15 protein-coding genes are annotated in these 18,537 nt (G+C 73.1%); 7 read left to right on the forward strand and 8 right to left on the reverse strand.

Annotated features, from left to right (window positions below; genetic code table 11):
• Window positions 1-392: 392 nt before the first annotated feature.
• Window positions 393-1,580 carry an HAF repeat-containing protein gene (locus NBZ83_RS17845; protein ID WP_261575429.1) on the forward strand — a complete coding sequence of 396 codons (1,188 nt, stop codon included), beginning with the start codon at window positions 393-395 and terminating at the stop codon, window positions 1,578-1,580.
• A 57-nt stretch (window positions 1,581-1,637) separates the two neighbouring features.
• Here NBZ83_RS17845 and NBZ83_RS17850 read toward each other — a convergent pair whose 3' ends face one another.
• Window positions 1,638-2,522: a class I SAM-dependent methyltransferase gene (locus tag NBZ83_RS17850; protein ID WP_261569473.1), complete on the reverse strand. Its 885-nt coding sequence runs from the start codon at window positions 2,520-2,522 to the stop codon at window positions 1,638-1,640.
• A gap of 455 nt (window positions 2,523-2,977) precedes the next feature.
• Here NBZ83_RS17850 and NBZ83_RS17855 point away from each other — a divergent pair, with 455 nt between their 5' ends.
• Window positions 2,978-3,760 (forward strand): enoyl-CoA hydratase/isomerase family protein, encoded by a 783-nt coding sequence (locus tag NBZ83_RS17855; RefSeq protein WP_261569474.1) that lies wholly within the window; start codon window positions 2,978-2,980, stop codon window positions 3,758-3,760.
• A gap of 167 nt (window positions 3,761-3,927) precedes the next feature.
• Here the strand turns inward: NBZ83_RS17855 and NBZ83_RS17860 are convergent, their stop codons facing one another.
• A complete protein-coding gene (locus tag NBZ83_RS17860) occupies window positions 3,928-6,342 on the reverse strand; it encodes an EAL domain-containing protein (RefSeq protein ID WP_261569475.1) in 2,415 nt (804 codons plus the stop codon).
• 160 nt (window positions 6,343-6,502) lie between these two features.
• Complete coding sequence (locus tag NBZ83_RS17865) at window positions 6,503-7,957, reverse strand: aminotransferase-like domain-containing protein (RefSeq protein ID WP_261575430.1); 1,455 nt, start codon at window positions 7,955-7,957, stop codon at window positions 6,503-6,505.
• On the opposite strand from NBZ83_RS17865, the gene NBZ83_RS17870 reads away from it, so the two are divergent.
• Together NBZ83_RS17870 and NBZ83_RS17875 are read left to right on the forward strand one after the other, a co-directional pair.
• Window positions 7,956-9,023, forward strand: coding sequence for a DMT family transporter (locus tag NBZ83_RS17870; protein ID WP_261575431.1), 1,068 nt, complete (start codon window positions 7,956-7,958; stop codon window positions 9,021-9,023). The genes NBZ83_RS17865 and NBZ83_RS17870 overlap by 2 nt on opposite strands.
• A 460-nt stretch (window positions 9,024-9,483) precedes the next feature.
• Entirely contained in the window at window positions 9,484-10,761 is a 1,278-nt protein-coding gene (locus NBZ83_RS17875) for an ABC transporter substrate-binding protein (RefSeq protein WP_261575432.1), read from the forward strand.
• Window positions 10,762-10,897: 136 nt separating this feature from the next.
• Here NBZ83_RS17875 and NBZ83_RS17880 read toward each other — a convergent pair whose 3' ends face one another.
• Both NBZ83_RS17880 and NBZ83_RS17885 read right to left on the reverse strand, forming a co-directional pair.
• Window positions 10,898-11,236, reverse strand: coding sequence for a hypothetical protein (locus tag NBZ83_RS17880; RefSeq protein ID WP_261569479.1), 339 nt, complete (start codon window positions 11,234-11,236; stop codon window positions 10,898-10,900).
• A gap of 269 nt (window positions 11,237-11,505) precedes the next feature.
• A complete protein-coding gene (locus NBZ83_RS17885) occupies window positions 11,506-11,841 on the reverse strand; it encodes a TIGR03086 family metal-binding protein (protein WP_261575433.1) in 336 nt (111 codons plus the stop codon).
• 299 nt (window positions 11,842-12,140) lie between these two features.
• Between NBZ83_RS17885 and NBZ83_RS17890 the strand changes: the two genes are divergently transcribed.
• The 3 genes from NBZ83_RS17890 to NBZ83_RS17900 all read left to right on the forward strand — a co-directional run bounded on the left by NBZ83_RS17890 (window position 12,141) and on the right by NBZ83_RS17900 (window position 15,397).
• Complete coding sequence (locus NBZ83_RS17890) at window positions 12,141-14,018, forward strand: alkyl/aryl-sulfatase (RefSeq protein WP_261575434.1); 1,878 nt, start codon at window positions 12,141-12,143, stop codon at window positions 14,016-14,018.
• A gap of 114 nt (window positions 14,019-14,132) precedes the next feature.
• Window positions 14,133-15,248: a helix-turn-helix transcriptional regulator gene (locus NBZ83_RS17895; protein WP_261575435.1), complete on the forward strand. Its 1,116-nt coding sequence runs from the start codon at window positions 14,133-14,135 to the stop codon at window positions 15,246-15,248.
• Window positions 15,245-15,397 (forward strand): hypothetical protein, encoded by a 153-nt coding sequence (locus tag NBZ83_RS17900; RefSeq protein WP_261575437.1) that lies wholly within the window; start codon window positions 15,245-15,247, stop codon window positions 15,395-15,397. The genes NBZ83_RS17895 and NBZ83_RS17900 overlap by 4 nt, the downstream gene beginning before the upstream one ends.
• A 380-nt stretch (window positions 15,398-15,777) precedes the next feature.
• Here NBZ83_RS17900 and NBZ83_RS17905 read toward each other — a convergent pair whose 3' ends face one another.
• The 3 genes from NBZ83_RS17905 to NBZ83_RS17915 form a co-directional block, all read right to left on the reverse strand.
• Window positions 15,778-16,047: a peptidoglycan-binding protein gene (locus tag NBZ83_RS17905; protein ID WP_261575438.1), complete on the reverse strand. Its 270-nt coding sequence runs from the start codon at window positions 16,045-16,047 to the stop codon at window positions 15,778-15,780.
• Window positions 16,048-16,492: 445 nt separating this feature from the next.
• Window positions 16,493-17,275 (reverse strand): 3-oxoacyl-ACP reductase FabG, encoded by a 783-nt coding sequence (fabG, locus tag NBZ83_RS17910; RefSeq protein ID WP_261575439.1) that lies wholly within the window; start codon window positions 17,273-17,275, stop codon window positions 16,493-16,495.
• Between the two features lie 79 nt (window positions 17,276-17,354).
• Window positions 17,355-18,537: phosphotransferase enzyme family protein (locus NBZ83_RS17915; protein WP_308203805.1), on the reverse strand; the 1,183-nt coding region annotated here is incomplete at its 5' end.

Raw genomic sequence — 18,537 nt, forward strand, 5'->3', positions numbered from 1 at the left:
TCCCATCTGACCCACCCGACCCGGGCAGACGGGTGCTTCCTCATCGTTTGTCAACCTCAGGCAGGCGAGCCAATCCTCTGGCGCACCCCAGGCCGCTCCACCGTCCGGCCAGCCCGGTTTCCGGCCAGATTGCGGCCAGATTGCGGCCAGATCGCACCGAGGCGTACTCACGGTTTTGGGGCCCAAAACCGTAGCCAGACCTCGACATGACTGCGTACGCGACCAGTCACAGAAAGATGCGATAAGCGCGGCGGCAGGCGAGGCGGGCGCCGGTTGGATGTGTGTCGCACATTGACGGCATCGCGACATAGCGCCACCATATAACTTCATAGCGTAGCTGCCGGATGGAGAGTGCCTGGTCCTCCGCCTGGCGAAGAGGGAAGGCGGCACCCGTGCCGAACGACCGCAGGACATTCATGCGCCTCGCCGCGATGGCCGGCGCCACCGCGCCACTCGCACTCGGCGCGGTCCCGCCCGCCGCGGCTGCGACCGTCCAGGCCACCGTGCCGCTGCAGCGCTCCCCGATCAGACCGCCGGTGGTCGTCCGCGGCCCCGACGCCGACAGCCCGGGCCGACTCACTGCCGGTAACGCCGCCGGGCTGCTCGTCGGTAGCTGGGACAACTCCCCGTACAGCGCTGTCGGCGGCATCTGGCGCGCCGGCGTCGCGCGCTACCTCGACGGCAGCAACGAGCCGGCGGCCGTGAACGCCGCCGGCGTCGTCATCGGCGACGCGGTGACCCACTACGACCGCCAGGCGTTCCGCTGGGCCGACGGGAACTACCAGCTCCTGGGCTTCCTTGGTGGCACGAGCGGCCTCGGTGGGCGGCATAGCAGCGCGAGAGCCATCAGCCGCACCGGGGCCATCGTCGGCGTCAGCAGCACCGATGACGGCGAGGAGCACGCCGCCCTGTGGTGGGGCGCCCGACCACGGGATCTCGGTACCCTCGGCGGCCCGTCGAGCGCCGCCGTGGCGGTCAATGCCGCGGGCCACATCGTCGGCACCAGTACGACCGCCGGCGGGCAGCAGCGCGCCGTCCGCTGGTCCGCGGGGACCGTTCACGACCTCGGCACGCTCGGCGGCCCGTCGAGCGCCGCCGTCGCCGTCAACGAGCGCGGGCAGATCGTCGGCTCCAGCGACACCGGGACCGGCGCCCGTCGCGCCGTGCTTTGGGACCGGGGCCGCGCAATCGACCTGGGCACCCTGCCAGGCGACACCGGGTCCAGCGCGATTGCGATCAACGGCGTCGGTCAGGTGCTCGTCAGCTCGTTCGGAGAGTCGTACAGCGCCTTCCTCTGGCAGGCCGGACGCCGCATCCCGCTGCGGGTGGCCGGGGGCGACGTCGAGCCGGCCGATCTGAACGATCAGGGGATCGTCTGCGGCACCGTGACCGCGCCCCGCGTCGGCGGCGTCACGCATGCGTTCCGCTGGCAGACCGGCCGGCTCACCGACCTCGGCACTCTCGGCGGCGCCTACAGCGGCGCGCGGGCCATCACCCCGGCCGGGATCGTCCTCGGCTCGGCCACCGCGGCGAGCTCACCGGTGCCGCAGGCGGTGTTCTGGCCTGCCACCGACCGCTGAAGCCGCCGAGCCGCCGAGCCGGCGAAGCGGCTGGCCGGGGAGACCGGGAAAGCGCCGTCAGGCGGCCGCCTCGGCCAACACGAGGAGGTATTCGAACTCGTAGCGCCCCGGACCGCCCAGCGGACCCAGATACTCGCCGGCGGCGAATCGCAGCAGGTCGTCGTCGAGCGCGGCGAGGAGTTTCGGATCCGTACCGAGACGTTCGTATGTCTCGACGACCGGCGCGAAAGACGCCCGGTAGAGCGCGCACCATTGCGCCGGCGACCCGGCGAAGTCCAGCCGGGCTGTGCGCCGGTGCGTTTCCAGCCGGGTGACCCGGTCACCGAACAGGGCACGCACGTGGTCGGGGTTGCCCCAGTCCGTCGGCGCGAGCGCACCCTCCGGACGGGTGGGGGCGTGCCGTTCCAGCAACGCGAACAGCCGTCCCATCGCCCCGCCGGCGGTCCAGTTCGCCATCGCCACCGTGCCGCCCGGACGGCACACCCGCACCAGCTCCCGCGCCGTCGCGGCCTGATCGGGGGCGAACATCGCGCCGATGCAGGACACCACCACGTCGAAGTCGTCGTCGACGAAGGGCAGCCGCTGCGCGTCCGCCTCCAGCCATTCCATGCTGATGCCGCGCGCAGCCGCCGCCTGCCGGCCCCGTTCGATCAGCTTGGGGGTGAGATCGGAGGCGGTCACGTCCGCGCCCAGCTCCGCAGCCGCGAGGGCCGCGTTGCCGCTGCCGGCGGCGACGTCGAGCACCCGGTGGACGGGGGCGACACCCGCGGCCCGGACGAGGTCGCCGCCGAGGCCGACAAGCAGGCGGGCGATCACCGAGTAGTCCCCACGGGCCCAGGTTCGGTCGTCCAGGTCGGGCCCGCCCGGCGCCTCGGACACGGCGGTCGCGGCGGTTGCCGCCCGCCCGACCAGCGCCTGCACATCGATATCGTCAACAGCCATGATCTTCCTTTCCCGGCACGGGTTCACGGATTTCACCGGACGATCCACCGCATCTGAAAGAAACCCCAGGTGGACCGACGACAAACAGCAGGGAGCACCCACGAAGGGCGCACCACATCCGGCTTCCGAGGCCGACGAAATATCCCCGGAAGCCGACGGGCACTATCCTTCGTGATCGGACGGTGACGCGCCAGTGATACGGATAGCCGGCGAATTGATGCGGTCCCCGCCCGGCAATGCGGCGGATGCGGTATAAGCCCCAGCCGGACGACGGGCCGACGATCGCCCCGTTTCGGCCAGCCGGTACGGCGCGCCCCAGGCAGCCGGATCGGCCAGGATGTCGGACGGGGTGTTTGGCCCCCGGCAACCGCCCGTCCCATGCCCGCGCGAACGCGGACCGGGGCGTGCCGGGCACCGACCAACAGGGGCACCGACCAGCACCACGGAGGATCAGCATGAGCGAGTCCGGCGACGTCGCCGTCCAGACCCGGCCCGACCACGTCGCGGTCGTCGAGATCCGCCGGCCGCCGCACAACTACTTCGACGTGAACCTCATCGAGGAGCTCGCCGACACCTATGACAAGCTCGCGGCCGGCTCCGAGGTCCGCGCGATCGTCCTCGCCGCGCAGGGCAAGCACTTCTGCGCGGGCGCCGACTTCGCCGGCACCAGCACGGCTGCGGCGGTCTCGGCCGAAGAGGGGGCGCCGGCTCTCTACCGGGCGGCACTGCGGCTGTTCACCGCCCCGATCCCGGTGGTGGCGGCGGTGCAGGGCAGCGCGATCGGCGGCGGGGTGGGGCTCGCGCTGTCCGCGGACTTTCGGGTGGCGAGCCCCGAGACCCGGTTCGTGGCGAACTTCTCCCGGCTCGGCCTGCACCAGGGCTTCGGCCTGTCGGTGACGCTGCCGGCGGTCGTCGGCCAGCAGAAGGCGCTGGACCTGCTCTACACCGGCCGTCGCGTCGGCGGGCAGGAGGCGTTCGAGATCGGCCTGGCCGACCGGCTCGCCCCGGCGGAGGGGCTGCGCGACGCTGCGCTCGCGTTCGCCGCCGAGATCGCCGCGGCCGCGCCCCTGGCGGTGCGCAGCATCCGGCGGACGATGTGGGCGGACCTTGTGCCCGCGATCCAGGCCGCCACCGAGCGGGAGGCGTCCGAGCAGGCCATCCTGCGGGCCACCACCGACTTCGCCGAGGGCGTGCGGGCCACCGCCGAGCGCCGCGACCCCCGCTTCACCGGCCGCTGAGCCGGCGCCCGGGGCTCGACGCCCGACGCCCGGGGCTCGACGCCCGACGCCCGACGCCCGACGCCCGACGCCCGACGCCCGACGCCCGACGCCCGACGCCCGACGCCCGGGGCTCGGGGCTCGGGAGAATCAGAGGAGTTGATCGACGACGGCGCGGATGGTCGGGTTCACGCGCGGGCGGCGGTCTCGGGTGGCGGGGATCGGTTGTCGACGATGTCGCCGGTGGCGAGGTGACAGCCGCGTTCGAGCAGGCGGCGTGCCGTCCAGGTGGTGTCGACGCCGTCGGCGATCATCTCGATCCCCAGCTCGAGCACGGTGGCGAGAAAGCGGTCGGTGAAGATGCGTAGGCGCTCCTGCGTCGACGGGTCGACCCACAGCGCCGTGTAGGCGGGATGCAGCGTGATCATGTCAACGGGGAGCAGCCGCAGGCTGTCCACGGTGGTGTCCGCCGAGCCGACCTCGTCCAGGGCGATCCGCACGCCCATGCGGTGCAGCCGGGTCAGGACCTGGGCGGTGGCGTCGAGGTCACGGTCCCGGCTCGTCCCGCGGATGTCGAGGACGAGCGCACCGGCCGGCAGCCCCGCGTCGGTCAACGCGGAGGAGATCTCCGCGGTCAGGCCCGTCCGGGTCGCCCGCGCGGCGAGCAGCGGCACGTGTACCGCCGCCGGACGCGTACCGGGGGGCGTCCGGCGGGCGATCCACGCCAGCGCATGGCGCAGCAGGAATCGGTCGAGGGTCGGCCCGATGCCGGCCGAGTCGCCCAGGGCCGCCAGCCGCTGTGGGCGCAGCACGCCCAGCCGGGGGTGGTGCCATTCCATCCGGGCCTGGTAGGAGGACACCTCGTCGGTCGCCAGATCAACGACGGGTCGCAGGGAGACGCTGAGCTGGCCGCCACTCGGGTCGTCCCGGGCGGCCGCGGCGAGGGCGGCGTGCAGGGCGGGCACGGTGTCCGGCGCGGCGAGGTCGGCGTCGTAGACCGTGAGGAGTCCGCCCTTGCCGGACTTGGCCGAGTACATCGCCAGGTCCGCCTGGTGCAGCAGGGTCTCGGCCGTGATCGCTACATCGGCGGGGCCGACGACGACGAGCCCGAAACTGGCCGCGACGGCGTAGGTGGTGTCCGCGAGTTGGACCGGGACGCGGACCGCCTCGGCAAGTCGGCGCCCGATCGCCACCGGGTCGTCGGCGTCACCCGCCGCCGGCTCGGGGCCATTCGCGTGTGCAGGGGCGGATTCGAGCAGGATGGCGAACTCGTCCCCACCGAAGCGGGCCACGGTGTCGGTGGCCCGTACGGATCCGGTCAGCCGACGGGCGGTGACGCGCAACAGCTCGTCGCCGGCCGCGTGCCCGAGCGCGTCGTTGACCTGTTTGAAGTCGTCAAGATCGCAGTAGATCACGGCGACCGGATGCGGCATCCGGGCGTGACGGGCCAGCGCCTGGTCGAGCCGGTCGGCGAACAGCGCCCGGTTGGCCAGACCCGTCAGCGGATCGTGGAAGGCGAGCCGGCGCAGCTCCACCTGGTTGTCCTCCAGCCGCTCCAACAACCGCACGTTGTCGGCCATCGTCGTCATCTGCCGGACGAGGGCCAGCACGAGCAGGCACAGCAACGCCCAGATCTCCTCCTGCCCGGCCAGGTCGGTCCCCACCACCCGGACGACCGCGACGGCGCCGGCGACGAGCAGCGGCAGGTAGGGCAGCATGACGTGCCACCAGCGCCGCCGATACCAGGCGGCGCCCCACTGCGCCGCCGGGATGACGCCGGTGGACGGGGACGCCGACGGCAGCAGCGCGGCGAGGCCCACCAGCAGCGGGCCGGTCACGAAGCCCAGGTCCAGGATGCGCGGAAGATCGGCGAGATCCCGGGTCGTCGCGTAAAGATAGATCATGATGGCCAGCGCGAAGACCATCAACCCCGAGCCCAGCAGGCTGAGGCCGAGCAGGGACCGCGGCCGGCGGAACGTGGCGATCAGGATGATCGTCACCGCGGTGACGAGCGCGGCGGCGGTCACGACGAGCGCGGGCAGGATGTCGTAGACGGGATGGTCGCCGCCGGAGATGCCGTTCTCCAGCACCGTCACCCAGGCGAGCAGCGCGACGGCGCCGGTCACGATGACGCTGTCGAGCACCGTGATCAGGTACCAGCGTCGTTGGCGGGCGGTCCCGCGCGCGAGGGTGTCGAACGGATCGGTCGGATAGCGCAGCACCCCGGCCAGGCCGCACAGCCACGGCAGGAGCAGCACCAGCATCGGCAGGGTGATGTGCGGCACGGGCTGCCCGCCGCCGAGGGCGTCGTGCAGCGAGGCGACCGCCGTCCCCGCCAGGGCCAGCACCATCACGCCGACGAGCAGGCGCCAGGTGCGTTCCGCGTCCTCGCATCGAGCCGCGGTCACGAAGCAGGCCGATGCGCCGGCCGTCGTCGACGCCACCGCGGCGGCCCGCACCACGATCAGCGCGGGCCAGGCGGGCAGCGTCAGCACGGCCGCCGCCACCGCGACGGCGACCACGCAGACGCCGAGCGCCGCCCGCCGCCACCAGCGGGCGACGGGTGGGGATCCGGACCCAGGCCAGCGGGACCGTGCGGGCATGCGCGCCTCGTCCCCCATATGACCGTCACCGTCCAACCCGGGCGAGCGGGGCGGTCCCGCGGTGGTCCGCCCCTCGGTACCCGATACCTATGCCCGGTCAGCGACTGCGACCCGACCGAACCGGGCCGACCGCGACGGAGCGTGACCCCCGGTCGGGGGCTCACCCGTCGCGCAGCACCGTGGCGAGCCGGTCGACGGCGGCGACGAGACCCTCGCCCGGGGTACGGCTGTAGGTCAGGCGCAGGTGGGGGGCGATGGCCTCGCCCACGGTGTAGGCGCTGCCGGGGCCCACGGCGACGCCCACCCGCCGGGCGGCCGCGGTGACGAGCCGGTCGTCCGCGCCGGCCGGCAGCGGCAGCCAGACATGCACGCCCCCGCTGGGTGGTTGCGGCGGGTCGATGGTGGGCAGGGACCGCGCGATCGCGGCGAGCAGCGCTGCCCGGCGGGCCAGCAGCATGCGGCGCAGCGATGCCAGGTGCCGGCGCCAGCCCGGGGTGCTGAGCAGCTCCACCGCGGTCTGCTGGAGCACCGGAGCGACGAACAGGTCGTCGGTGATCCGCACCCGGGCCAGCCGGGCCGCGACCGGGCCGCGGGCGCTGACCGCCGCGATCCGCAGGCCGGGGGACACGCTCTTCGACAACGACAGCACGTGCACGACGTGGCCGTCCGGGTCGGTGGCGGCCAGCGGTGGTGGGCTGACCGCGGTGAGGTCCAGCGGCGCCACCCAGTCGTCCTCGACGCAGAACGCCCGGTGTTCCCGCAGGGCGGCGAGCACCGCCGGGCGCCGGTTCGGGGCGAGCACCGCCCCGGTGGGGTTGGCGTGCCGCGGCTGGAGGTAGACCAACCGGGCCCCGCTGCGGCCAAGCACGTCAGCGAGATCGTCGGGGCGCACCCCGGCGGCGTCCGCCGGCACCGGAACCGGGACGAGCCCCGCGGCCCGCGCGGCGGCCAGGGCCCCCGGGTAGGTGGTGTGCTCGATCGCGAGCGCCTCGCCGGGCCGACCGAGGGCGCGGAAGACCAGCGCCAGCGCCGCCTGCCCACCGCTGGTGATGAGAACGTCCTGCGCGCTGTGGGCCGGGCTGACCAGGCCAGCGATCAGCCCGCGCAGGTCGGGCAGGCCGGCCACCGGGGTGCGATCCCAGGCGCCGGGCCGCCGCGCCGCGCGGGCGGCGGCCGCCGCGAGCAGACCGACCGGCTGGGCCGCCGGGTCCAGATAGCCCGAGGCGAGATCGAGCACGCCGTCGGGGACGGGCGAATAGAGCTCGGTCATGTCGTGCGGCAGGTCGTCTCGGGCGCCGAGCACTGCGGTCTGCCAGCTCAGATCGGTCGACCTGAACGCCGGCGGCTCGGCGACGACGCTGCCGCGCCCGGGTGTGGTGACGAGCAGCCCCCGGGCGGCCGCCGCCGCAAGGGCTCGCTGCACGGTCAGCGCGCTCGCCCGATGCCGGCGCTGGAGCTCCCGGGTGCTCGGCAGCGCCGAGCCCGCGGGCAGGCGGGCACACAGCGCGGTCAGCTCGTCGACGATCCCCGCCTGCCCGCCCGGCCCACGCGGTTCGACCTCGACCTCGACCTCGGTTGCGGCTGCGGCTGCGCTTCCGCCGATATCCTCGTACATGAGAGGTAAGGGAAGCGCATCCGTCGGTAGCAGGGAAGCGCGGGGGCTGCTTTCGGGCACCGCGGGAGTGGTGGCGTTCAGCCTCACGCTGGTCGCGACAAGGGCCGCGGAGCCGGCCTTCGGGGCGCTCACCGTCGGCGCCGGCCGCGCCGTGCTGGCCGCGGGTCTCGCCGTGGCCCTGCTGCGCCGGCGCGGTCTGCCCCTGCTCCCCCCGGACGGGCGGGTGGCGACGATCGTCATCGCCGCGACCGTGGTCGTCGGGTTCCCGCTGCTCACCTCGTGGGCGCTCGCGGATGTCCCGGTCGCGCACGCCGCCGTCGTCGTGGGCCTGGCGCCGGCGGCGACGGCAGGGTTCGCGGTGGTCCTGGCCGGGGAGCGGCCGGCCCCGCCGTACTGGGCGGCTCTGGGGGTCGGGCTCGCCGCGGTCCTGGCCTTCGCCGTGGTCCAGGGCGCGGGCCGGCCGCGGCTGGCGGACCTGCTGGTGCTCGCCGCGGTCGTGCTCGTCGGCCTCGGTTATGCCGAGGGCGGGCTGCTCGCGCGGCGCGTCGACGGCGCGGTGGTGATCTGCTGGGCGCTGCTGGCGGCACTGCCGGTCACGGTGCCGCTGGCCGCGGCCGGCCTCGCCGCGCATCCGCCGCGGCACGTGACGGTCGGGGCCGCCGCCGGCCTGGGCTACGTCAGCGTCGTGAGCATGTTCCTCGGCTTCGTCGTCTGGTACCGGGGGCTCGCCCTCGGCGGGGTGGCGCGGGTCGGGCGGCTCCAGCTCGCCCAACCGGTGCTGACCCTGGCCTGGGCGGCGCTGCTCCTCGGTGAACCGCTGACCCCGCTCGGCGCCGGGACCGCGATGATCGTCCTGGCCTCGGTTGGCCTCGGCCGGCACGGAGTGCACCGGGGGCGGCGCACCGGGGCTGGGGCGCGGCGCCCGTCGGCCGGCCGGCGGTGCCGCGTGCTCCGCGGTGCCCACCGAGGGTGGGGTCGAGTTTGCCCTGCCGGCCGGCAAGCCGATATGCAGGAAGGTTTCCCCGGCCACGATTTCGACGGATCGAATCCGGAAACGCGGCCGTAGCCGGGTATTCGAACCCGCACCCGCGCCCCTCCTGGATCCCAGGAATACCGCGCGTCCGCAGGCCTGATCGGCATCGCCGCGTCGCCCGGACCGGTAATCCGGCCGGGTCGATGGCACCAATCGGGGGCGCCGTAACCGGCGGTTAATGAGCCGCATCACTCATTCCCTCGCCAGGAGGGTCCGCCGCCGCGGCCCGACCTTCCCGGCGGGCGCCGCACTGCCGGATGAGTCCGCGAAATGCACAGCGCTGACGCCCGCGCCGGGACACGTTGAATCCGGCTGTGGGGCGCCCTATACCTTGTACTGCCCCCGGCCCGGCCGGTCTGATCCGACCGGGCACCGGCCCGAATACCACCCATGGGCCGGAAATGGGCTCGAAAGGGCCCGTCCCCGCATTGGTGGACGGCCACGCGCAAGCCCGGCCACGCGCAGGCCCGGACAGGAACAGAGACGGTGAGGAATGAGAAGAAGCCTGCGTTCATTCGTCACGGCGGGTACCGCGGTCGCCAGCTTGGTCTTCGGCCTGACCGCCTGCGGCGGGAGCGGCGGGGACGGAGGCGGGGACATCCTGAGCCAGGTCCGCCGCGGTGGGGTGGACCCGTGCGCGCCGACGCCAGGCGTCGACCGCGGCAAGATAAGTCTCGGCATGCTGTACTCCGGCTCGCCGTACGCCGGCGACCCCAGCGCGCTGTTCCGCGCCGGGGTGGACGCCCGCCTCGGCGAGGCGAACGCCAAGGGCGGGATCAACGGACGCCAGCTCTCCTACAGCGTCGAGGACGACGAGGCAGCCCCGGAACTCAACGCCGTCGGCGGGCGCATCCTGGCGCAGCGTGACCGGGCGCTTGGCATCCTCCAGTTCAGCGTGGCAGCCGTCGGGTCGGCGAAGTCGCTGGAGTCCACCGGGGTTCCCGTCGTCGACGGGCAGATCACCGATCCGTCGCTGTCGCCGCGCTCGAACGTGTTCAGTTACTCCCGGCCGACGGTGGAGGAACCCACCTCCAGCGGCTGGGGCGAGTTCCTCGCCAACCGGGGCGCGCGGCGCGCGGTCACGGTGTCCCTCGAGCTGTCCTCGGCCACCCGGGCGATGGCCCGCGCCGCCGAGAAGAGTGTGCGCGCCGCCGGTCTGAAGGTCTCGGACAACCTCCAGGTCCCGGACGGGTCCTTCGACGCCGACCAGTTCGTCGACCAGGTCCGCGACTCCGGCGCCGACAGCATCATCGCCTTCGTCCCGGCACCGAACTTCTACCAGATCGTCGCCGCGGTGCAGGACGCCGACCTCGACCTCAAGGCGATCCTGGGCAACCCGACCAGCTACGACCGCAGCCAGCTCGCCCGGGTCGGGGACTCCGCCGCGGGTGCGTACGCGTTCCTCGACTACACGCCGTTCGAGTTCAACACCCCGGCGCACCGGCGGTTCCTCGCCGCGATGGCCGCCTACGCGCCGCAGGCCGCCGCGCTGCCGGACGGCACCGCGCTGATCGGCTGGATCAGCGCCGACCTGTTGCTGCGCGCGATCGCCGCCGCCGGCGTCTGCCCGACCCGCGCGGGTGTGCTGGCCGGTCTGCGCCACCAGACCCGCTTCGACGCCGACGGGCTGCTGCCTGCGCCGATCAACCTGAGCAAGGGCGTGGCCGACATCGCGCCCTGCTACGACTACGTGCAGGTGACGCCGGACGGCAAGAAGTTCGTCCCGGTACCCGGCAAGCCTCGGTGCGGGCGGATCCTGCCGGCCAGCTGAGCGCGCCCACGCGAACGGCCGGGATTCCCGCCGCCGACCCGAGCGGGCCGACAGCGGGAATCCGGCGCACCGGCATCACACCGCGGCATCACACCGCGGTCAGCAGATCGCGGTCAGCAGATCGGGCAGCCACCGGTCAGGCGGTCGGCCAGTTACCCCAGTAGTAGAAGCCGGGGTGCCATTCCTTGGGATGCCAGACCTTGGGGAAGTAGTGGTGGTGCCACCAGTAACCGGGAATCCAGTATCCGGGCTCCCAGTATCCCGGGTGGAAGATCCGGTGCTGCCCCTTGTGATCCTTGGGGCCGTCGTGCGGCTTGTCCACCGCCTTCGGCGGCGGCGGTGCGGGTGTGACGGCGGCCAGACTTGGGCCTGCCGGTGACGGCGAGGCCGCGCCGGCGGGCGCGGCCGTCAGGAATGCGGCGAAGGCGAGGACGACAGCCAGGACCAGAAATCTGCAACGCTTGATGATTTTCATGGCCATCCCTTCGGCAGATGCGCCGTCACGTCACCCCGACCGTTCGGATCTCCCGTCGGGAAGCCCTCCTCGGCGCACCCCCTGGATACCCTTGCCGCACTCCGCGCAATCGCCGGCACGTCACGTCGTCGTCAGTACGCGAACCGCGTTGCCCGGCGCTTGAAACCCCAGCCTTTCCCGTTCGCCTCCATTCGCCTGGATCGGCGCGGCCGAAATCGATGGAAAGGGCGGCTATTCCCTGCGAAGTCCCGTCCACGTGGGGCGGCTCGTCAGGACACGGCACGACCGAGGTGGCCGGCCAGCCGGCGGTAGGCGTCCGCGTCGGCGGGCACCTCGACCACCGGGCCGAAGGGCATCTGTTCGCGGCCCTCGACCGGCACCGCCTGCCGGGCGATCTCCAGGGAGATGACGGCGAGTTCGGGATCGAGCAGGGCCGTACGACCCGTCGCGACCGCCAGATCCCAGGCGTGCGTCGTCAGCTCCTGGGTGTAGGCCGCCGCGGCGACCCGGCCGGGCAGCACCGCCCAGGGCAACTGCAGCGGCCGGTCGAGCAGGGTGTCGTCGAACCAGACCGCGCGCGGACGCGGGCCATCCAGTGGGTTCATGCGGGTGCTCCTTGGGTCGTCGCGGCGTGATCGAGGGCGACGGTAGACGGCGAACAGGCCACCTTCTGTCCTGTTCACGGCGCCGGCCTGTCCTGTTCACGCGGCCCCTCGCGAAACATGACCACGCCAGACTCCGGGTACATACCCATCACTCTCGGTAATGCCGCATCCCGGCGGGACCGCGATCCTGTCTCGGGCCGGAAGAGTCCGTGCCGACAGCTCGGCACCGGACCCCGGCAGGGGCCGGAGAGATCCGCGCTGCAGTTTCGGGAAGGTCGATAATTTCGGGAAGGTCGATGATGGCGACACTCACCTCACCTGAAGATCGCACCGACTTCGCGGACGCCGACCGGGGCTTCCTCGGCGCGCTGCACCCCTGCGTGGTCCGGGACGCCACCGGCCGGGTCGTCTGGGACAACGACGCCTTCGACTTCCTCACCGGGGACCGCCCACCGACGGTGCATCCGCACCTCTGGCGGCAGGCACGGCTGTGCGCGAAGCAGGGCCTCTACGAGGTGACGGATGGTGTCTACCAGGTCCGCGGCCTGGATTTGTCGAACATGACCCTCATCGAGGGTGACCGCGGGGTGGTCGTCGTCGACCCGCTGATCTCCACCGAGGTCGCCGCGGCCGCGCTCGCGCTCTACCGGCGGCACCGCGGCGACCAGCGGGTGACCGGGGTGATCTACACCCATCCGCACCTCGACCATTTCGGCGGGGTCGCCGGGATCGTCACAGAGGACGTGCCGATCCTCGCGCCGGCGGAATTCATGCGCCATGCCGTCGCGGAGAACGTGTACGCGGGCGGGGCAATGCTGCGCCGCGGCGTCTACTTCACCGGAGCGTCGCTGGCGCCGGGTCCGCGCGGTCTGGTCGGCACCGGCCTGGGCCAGACGAGTTCGATCGGAACGCTGTCCCTGCTGCCGCCGACGGTCGACGTCACCCGCACCGGACAGGTCGAGACGATCGACGGTGTCCGCTTCGAGTTCCAGCTCACCCCGGGCACGGAGGCGCCGGCGGAGATGAACTTCCTGCTGCCCGAGCGCCGCGCGCTGTGCCTGGCCGAGAACGCCACCCACAACCTGCACAACCTGCTGACGCTGCGCGGCGCGGTGGTCCGCGACGCCCGCGGCTGGTCGCGCTACCTCCAGGAGGCGATCACGCTGTTCGCCGGCCGCGCGGACGTCGCGTTCGCCTCCCACCACTGGCCGACCTGGGGCCACGATCGGATCGTCACGTTGCTCGCGGACCAGCGCGACGTCTACGCCTACCTGCACGACCAGACGCTGCGGCTGATGAACCAGGGGCACACACCACTCGAGATCGCCGAACTCGTCGACCTCGATCCGGCGCTGGACGGGACCTGGTACACGCACGGCTTCTACGGCTCGGTCAGCCACAACGTCAAGGCGGTCTACCAGCGGTACCTGGGATGGTTCGACGGCAATCCGGCGCATCTGTGGGAGCATCCGCCGGTCGAATCGGCGCGGCGCTACGTCGACTGCATGGGCGGCGCCGACGCGGTTCTCGCCGCGGCCCGCCGCTACCGCGACGACGGTGACCTGCGCTTCGCCGCCCAACTCCTCAACCACGCGGTGTTCGCCGACCCGGCCAGCGGCGAGGCCCGCGAGCTGCTCGCCGACGTCTACACCCGGCTCGGCTTCGGCGCCGAGAACGGACCCTGGCGCAACTTCTACCTCACCGGCGCCCAGGAACTGCGCGGCGGCACCCGCACCGGCGCGGTGACGGTCGGCTCCACCGGCCTCGCAGACGCGCTGAGCGTCGAGCAGATCCTCGACTCGTTCGCCATCCGCATCGACGGCCCGGCCGCCTGGCCGCACGCGTTCACCCTCGACTGGGACGTCACCGACGCCGGGCAACGCCACCGCAGCGTGCTGTCCCACGGCGCCTTCGTGCACTGGCCCCACCCCGACGCCCGCGCCAGCGGCGGAGCTGGCGGCCGACCCGGGACCGGAACTGAGACCGAGACCGGGACCGGGACCGGGACCGGAGCTGCGGATGCCACCGTGCATCTGCGCCGCGCCCAGCTTCTCGGGCTGCTCGGTGGGCAGGTCGCGCCCGACACACTGGCCGTCGACGGTGACGCCACCGTTCTGCCTCGGCTGCTGGGACTGCTCGACGGGCCCGATCCCGCGTTCGCGATCGTGACCCCCTGAGCGGGCCAGACCGCCCCGGCGGGCGCGTCCGCGGGCCGCCCCACCAGACCACGCCATCAGCCAACCCGGACGCCGGTGCGGCGCCACGCATCGCCGCCGGCCTACGGTGATCGGGTGCGTGCGAGCCGGCTGATCGCCATCATCATGCTGCTGCAGGCGCACGAGCAGCTCACCGCCGGGGAGATCGCCGGGCGGCTCGGCGTCAGCGACCGGACGGTCCGCCGGGACCTCGACGTGCTCGGCGAACTCGGGGTGCCGCTGTACTCCGAGCGGGGACACGGCGGCGGGTGGCGGCTGGTCCACGGCTGGCGCAGCGACCTGTCCGGGCTCACCGCCGACGAGGCGCACGGGCTGTTCCTGGTCGCGGGTTCGGCGGGGCGTCCCGGGCTCGGGCTGGAGCCCGCGGTGGACTCGGCGCTGCGCAAGCTGCTGGCGGCCCTGCCCGCGGCGACCCGCCCGGATGCCGAGGCCGTCACCGCCACCCTGCTCGTCGACCCGGGCCGCTGGGGTGGCCACGCGGTGACACCGCCCGCCCAGCTCGCGGTGCTGGCCGGCATTCTGCGGGCCGGCCACCGCGCCCGGGTCCGCTACGCCGGTCGAGCCGCCCGCGCGGCCGGCGAGCCCGCCCGCGACCGGGACGTCGACCCCTACGGCCTGGTACAGAAAGGCGACGTCTGGTACCTCGTCGCCGGGACGGACGCCGGCCCGCGCACGCTTCGGGTCTCCCGCATCGAGTCGGTCACCAAACTCGACGAGCCCGCGCACCGGCCCGCCGACCTCGACCTGCCGGCCCTGTGGGCGCAGTCGCGCCGCGCGGTCGAGGAACGGATGTGGGCCTACCGGGTCCGGCTGCGGGCCGACCCCGCCATCGTCCCGATCCTGCTCGGCGTCCTCGGCGCCCGCGGCCGCCTCGAACCGCCGGCCGGGCCGCCGTCCCGCGCCGGGGCCGAGCATGTCCCGGCCGCCATCGCCCGCCAGGGCACCGCCGGCTGGACGGCGCTGTGCGCCTCGTTCCCGAGTGCGGCCGTCGCCGCCGCCGACCTCGCCGGGTTCGGCGCGCGGGTCGTCGTCGACGAGTCGCCCGGTCAACCCGACGGTGTCGCCGCGCACCTACGGCGCATCGCGACCGAGCTGCTCGCGCAATACTCGCCACGCGGCACCGCGGACGACACCCAATCCCGAGCGGCGTCGAGCCTCGAAGCCGACGACCGCCAGGAGACCACGCCGTGACCCAGACCGGTACCGAGCCCCAGTCCGGCGCCGAGACCTCGACCGGCACCGACCCCGAGACCGGCACCGTGCCCGTGACCGTCGAATCTGCCTTCTCCGAGCTGCCGCCACGCAGCCGCCTGATCGCCGAAGCGCTGCACGCGGCTTGACGGAGCCGCCGGTGCGGCCGGTCGGGGCCACCGGATTTCAGGCATGCCGTCGGCGTCTCGGCACCCGCCGCCGAATGGTGCCAGGGTGCGCATCCCATTACGACCAAAGGGTGGTGCGCGGGCGCACCGCGTTGACCGATGCCCGTCTCAGTTGCGTCGGCAATTGCAGGAGGTTGGTGACGGCTGGGAGCCGTCGAAACGTCGACAACCTCCTGCATCTGCCGACCGCACTGGCGTCGGGACTGCCGCGGACCGTTCTTCGTATCCGGATGTGATCGGTGGGGCGTGGGAATGCTCAGCCCGGCGGTCCCACGCCCACACCTCCACGGCCCGGATCACGTAGTGCAGAAAAGCCCGCCCGATGACGACGGATACACGGCTCAGGTCCGCGGGACCTTCAGCCTGTCCCAGGATTTCCGGCCGGGCCAGCCGTCAGCGTCGCTACCGGTGTACCCCAGCTTCCGCTGCCACTTCTGGTACGAGTGGCGGTCGGCGTCCGACCACTGCGGCCCTGGTCCGACCTTGTACGCGCCGCAGCCCTCCTCGACCAGGCGCCAGCCCATCGCAGTGATGATCTTGCTGTTCGGGTGCGTCCTGAACCAGTCGGCGCCCGGAAAAGGCACCTCGCGGGGACGATCGGGATCCGGCACGAGCATTTCCTCGCGGACGCCACTGCCGCGCGCCTCCGCATCAGACGGAATTTCAGGATTCGAAATACTCAACAGACACCTCCGTGCCGCTCATGACTACGCAGACCAGGAGTCGGTTCGATCTGCACGGCCATATAACGTCGCAATGGAATAGCAGGTCAATCCCGTGTCAACGACGCGACAATGGAGGACAGTCGGGTACTGGATCGGTTGTCGATGCGCGCCACGTCGAGCCCGACCTGCCGCGTCGCGGCGACCGAAACTCCGCCGAAATGCGGCCACCACCGTTCGCCGGGCCGAGTATCATCCCGCCGCGCTGCCAGCCGATCGGAGCGTGCACCCCGATATCCGCTTTGCACCATTTGATTGCCCGGAATGCAGGCCGGCCGCGGCTGACGTGGGTGGCGCGGATCCCCCGGGTCTCATCCGGTAGCCGGGCGTGGCGTTACGAGCCCTGCAGGGCCGCGGGCGACTCGGGCAGGATCTGACCGCCGTCGACCACCAGCGCCTGCCCGGTGATGTAGGAGGCTTCGTCCGAGGCGAGGAACAGCGCCGCGTGGCCGATCTCGTCGACCTCGCCGAGCCGGCGCAGTGGGATCGCGGCCTCCATCGAGCTCAGGTAGTCCGCGCCCAGCTCGTCGAGGCCCTCGGTGCGGACGCTGCCCGGAAGCACCGCGTTCACGGTGACCCGGTCCCGGGCGAGCTCGACCGCGGCGGTGCGCATGAACCCGAGCATCGCCGCCTTGGACGCGCCGTAGTGCGACCAGCCGGGATAGCCGGTGATCGGCCCGGTAATCGACGAGGTGAGGATCACCCGGCCGCGGCCGGAGGCGACGAGCGCCGGCAGGAACGCCTGCACGGTGAGGATGGCGCCCTTGACGTTCGTGCCCAGCACCTCGTCGATGTCGGCCTCCGTCATCGTCGCCAGCGGCGCGGACGGGGAGATCCCGGCGTTGGCGCAGACGACGTCCACCCCGCCGTGCCGCTCGGCGACGGTGCGGGCCAGCCGGGCGTTGTCCGCGGCGCTGGCCACGTCGGCGAGCACGAAGCTGACGGCGCCATCGCCGAGCTCGTCGAGCTCCTGGGCCGTGGTGGCCGCGGCGACGACGTCCCGGCCGCTGAGCACGACGTTCGCCCCCGCCGTCGCGAAGACCCGGGCGATGCCCTTGCCGATCCCCTTGCTCCCGCCGGTGACCACGACGGTCCGACCCGCGACCGAGGTGAACATGTGGCACGTCCTTTCGTCGATGCGGGGTGATGTCCGCATAGTCCCCGGCGAGTGGGGCGTTCAAGCGGGCCGGCCGCGGTCAGCCGGCGAGCAGGCGTCCGGCAAGGTAGCGCTCGGCGAGGTCGCAGGTCTCGCGGGCGTACGCCGGGATGCTGGGCACCGCGTCGGAGTGCGGATGGGTGCCGAGCCAGGCGACGAGCAGCAACCGGCGCAGCAGCACGAAGGTCGGGATCATCGCGACGTCCGCGGCGGTCAGCGGAAGCCGCCGCTGGTAGGCCGCGAGCCACGCGGCGACGAGATCGCCGGCGGAGTCCAGGTGCTCGATGAACGACAGCGACGCCGCAAGATCCCACAGGTACCAGCCGAAACCGCAGTCGTCGAAGTCGATGACGCAGACCTCGTCCGTCCGCCCTGCGCGCAGGCCTCCCGCGCCGATGATCCCGGCGTCGTCGGGGACGAGGAGGTTCGCCATCCGCATGTCCGCATGGATGAGCCCGAACCGGTCCGGCCCGCGGCCGAAGGCCGCCACGCGCTCCTCGGCGACGGCGACGGCCCGGCCCAGCAGCTCCACCGCCTCGCGCGCCGCGGCACCCCGCGATCCCCGTCCGGCAGCACTCCGCGATCCCGGCCCGGCGGCCCCCGGGGATCCCGGCCCGGCCGCGACCCGCGATCCCGGGTCGTTCCCGCCCGCTGCCGCATCCGCTCCGACGACGACCGCGTCGGCCAGCGCCGTGCGCAGGCCGGAGATCCAGCTCCCCCACCGGGCGGCGGGGCCGAGGGTGCTCTCCCAGGTCCAGGCGAAGCGGGCGAACGACGGCGGGCGGGCCCAGCTCCGGGCGTGTCGATGCAGCCGGGCGGTGATGTCACCGAGCTGGCTGAACGTCCCTCGCAGCGCGGCGGGTTCCAGGTCCTCGGGCGAACGTCCGTCGACCCATTCGAACAGCACGGCATGCCGGGCGGTCGCGGTCGCCACGGGGGCACCGGTGCGGGTCGGGACGACCAGCGGGGTTCGCACGACCCGGTCGGCGCGCAGCGCGGCCACCCAGGCGAGCTCGCCGTGGATCTCGGCGAGGCTGTGGTAGCCGGGTCGGTGCAGCCGCAGCGCCCAGCGACGCCCACCGGCCAGGTCATCCACCTGGTACGTGACGTTCTCCGAGACGTGCAGGAGGGTGGTCTTCGGCGCCGGGCCGAGATCGTAGGCGCCGAGCACCTCGTCGACGGTCTCGGCCAGCCCGAGCAGCCCCTCCACCGAGGTTGCGCTC

This window comes from Frankia gtarii (assembly GCF_025403375.1).
In the GTDB taxonomy this organism is placed as follows: Bacteria; Actinomycetota; Actinomycetes; order Frankiales; family Frankiaceae; genus Frankia; species Frankia gtarii.

Excerpts from the sequence above, each read along its gene's own strand:
- NBZ83_RS17850 (WP_261569473.1), bottom strand. The coding sequence starts at position 2,522 with ATGGCTGTTGACGATATCGATGTGCAGGCGCTGGTCGGGCGGGCGGCA.
- NBZ83_RS17855 (WP_261569474.1), top strand. The coding sequence starts at position 2,978 with ATGAGCGAGTCCGGCGACGTCGCCGTCCAGACCCGGCCCGACCACGTC.
- NBZ83_RS17860 (WP_261569475.1), bottom strand. The coding sequence starts at position 6,342 with ATGCCCGCACGGTCCCGCTGGCCTGGGTCCGGATCCCCACCCGTCGCC.
- NBZ83_RS17870 (WP_261575431.1), top strand. The coding sequence starts at position 7,956 with ATGAGAGGTAAGGGAAGCGCATCCGTCGGTAGCAGGGAAGCGCGGGGG.
- NBZ83_RS17865 (WP_261575430.1), bottom strand. The coding sequence starts at position 7,957 with ATGTACGAGGATATCGGCGGAAGCGCAGCCGCAGCCGCAACCGAGGTC.
- NBZ83_RS17875 (WP_261575432.1), top strand. The coding sequence starts at position 9,484 with ATGAGAAGAAGCCTGCGTTCATTCGTCACGGCGGGTACCGCGGTCGCC.
- NBZ83_RS17880 (WP_261569479.1), bottom strand. The coding sequence starts at position 11,236 with ATGAAAATCATCAAGCGTTGCAGATTTCTGGTCCTGGCTGTCGTCCTC.
- NBZ83_RS17885 (WP_261575433.1), bottom strand. The coding sequence starts at position 11,841 with ATGAACCCACTGGATGGCCCGCGTCCGCGCGCGGTCTGGTTCGACGAC.
- NBZ83_RS17890 (WP_261575434.1), top strand. The coding sequence starts at position 12,141 with ATGGCGACACTCACCTCACCTGAAGATCGCACCGACTTCGCGGACGCC.
- fabG (WP_261575439.1), bottom strand. The coding sequence starts at position 17,275 with ATGTTCACCTCGGTCGCGGGTCGGACCGTCGTGGTCACCGGCGGGAGC.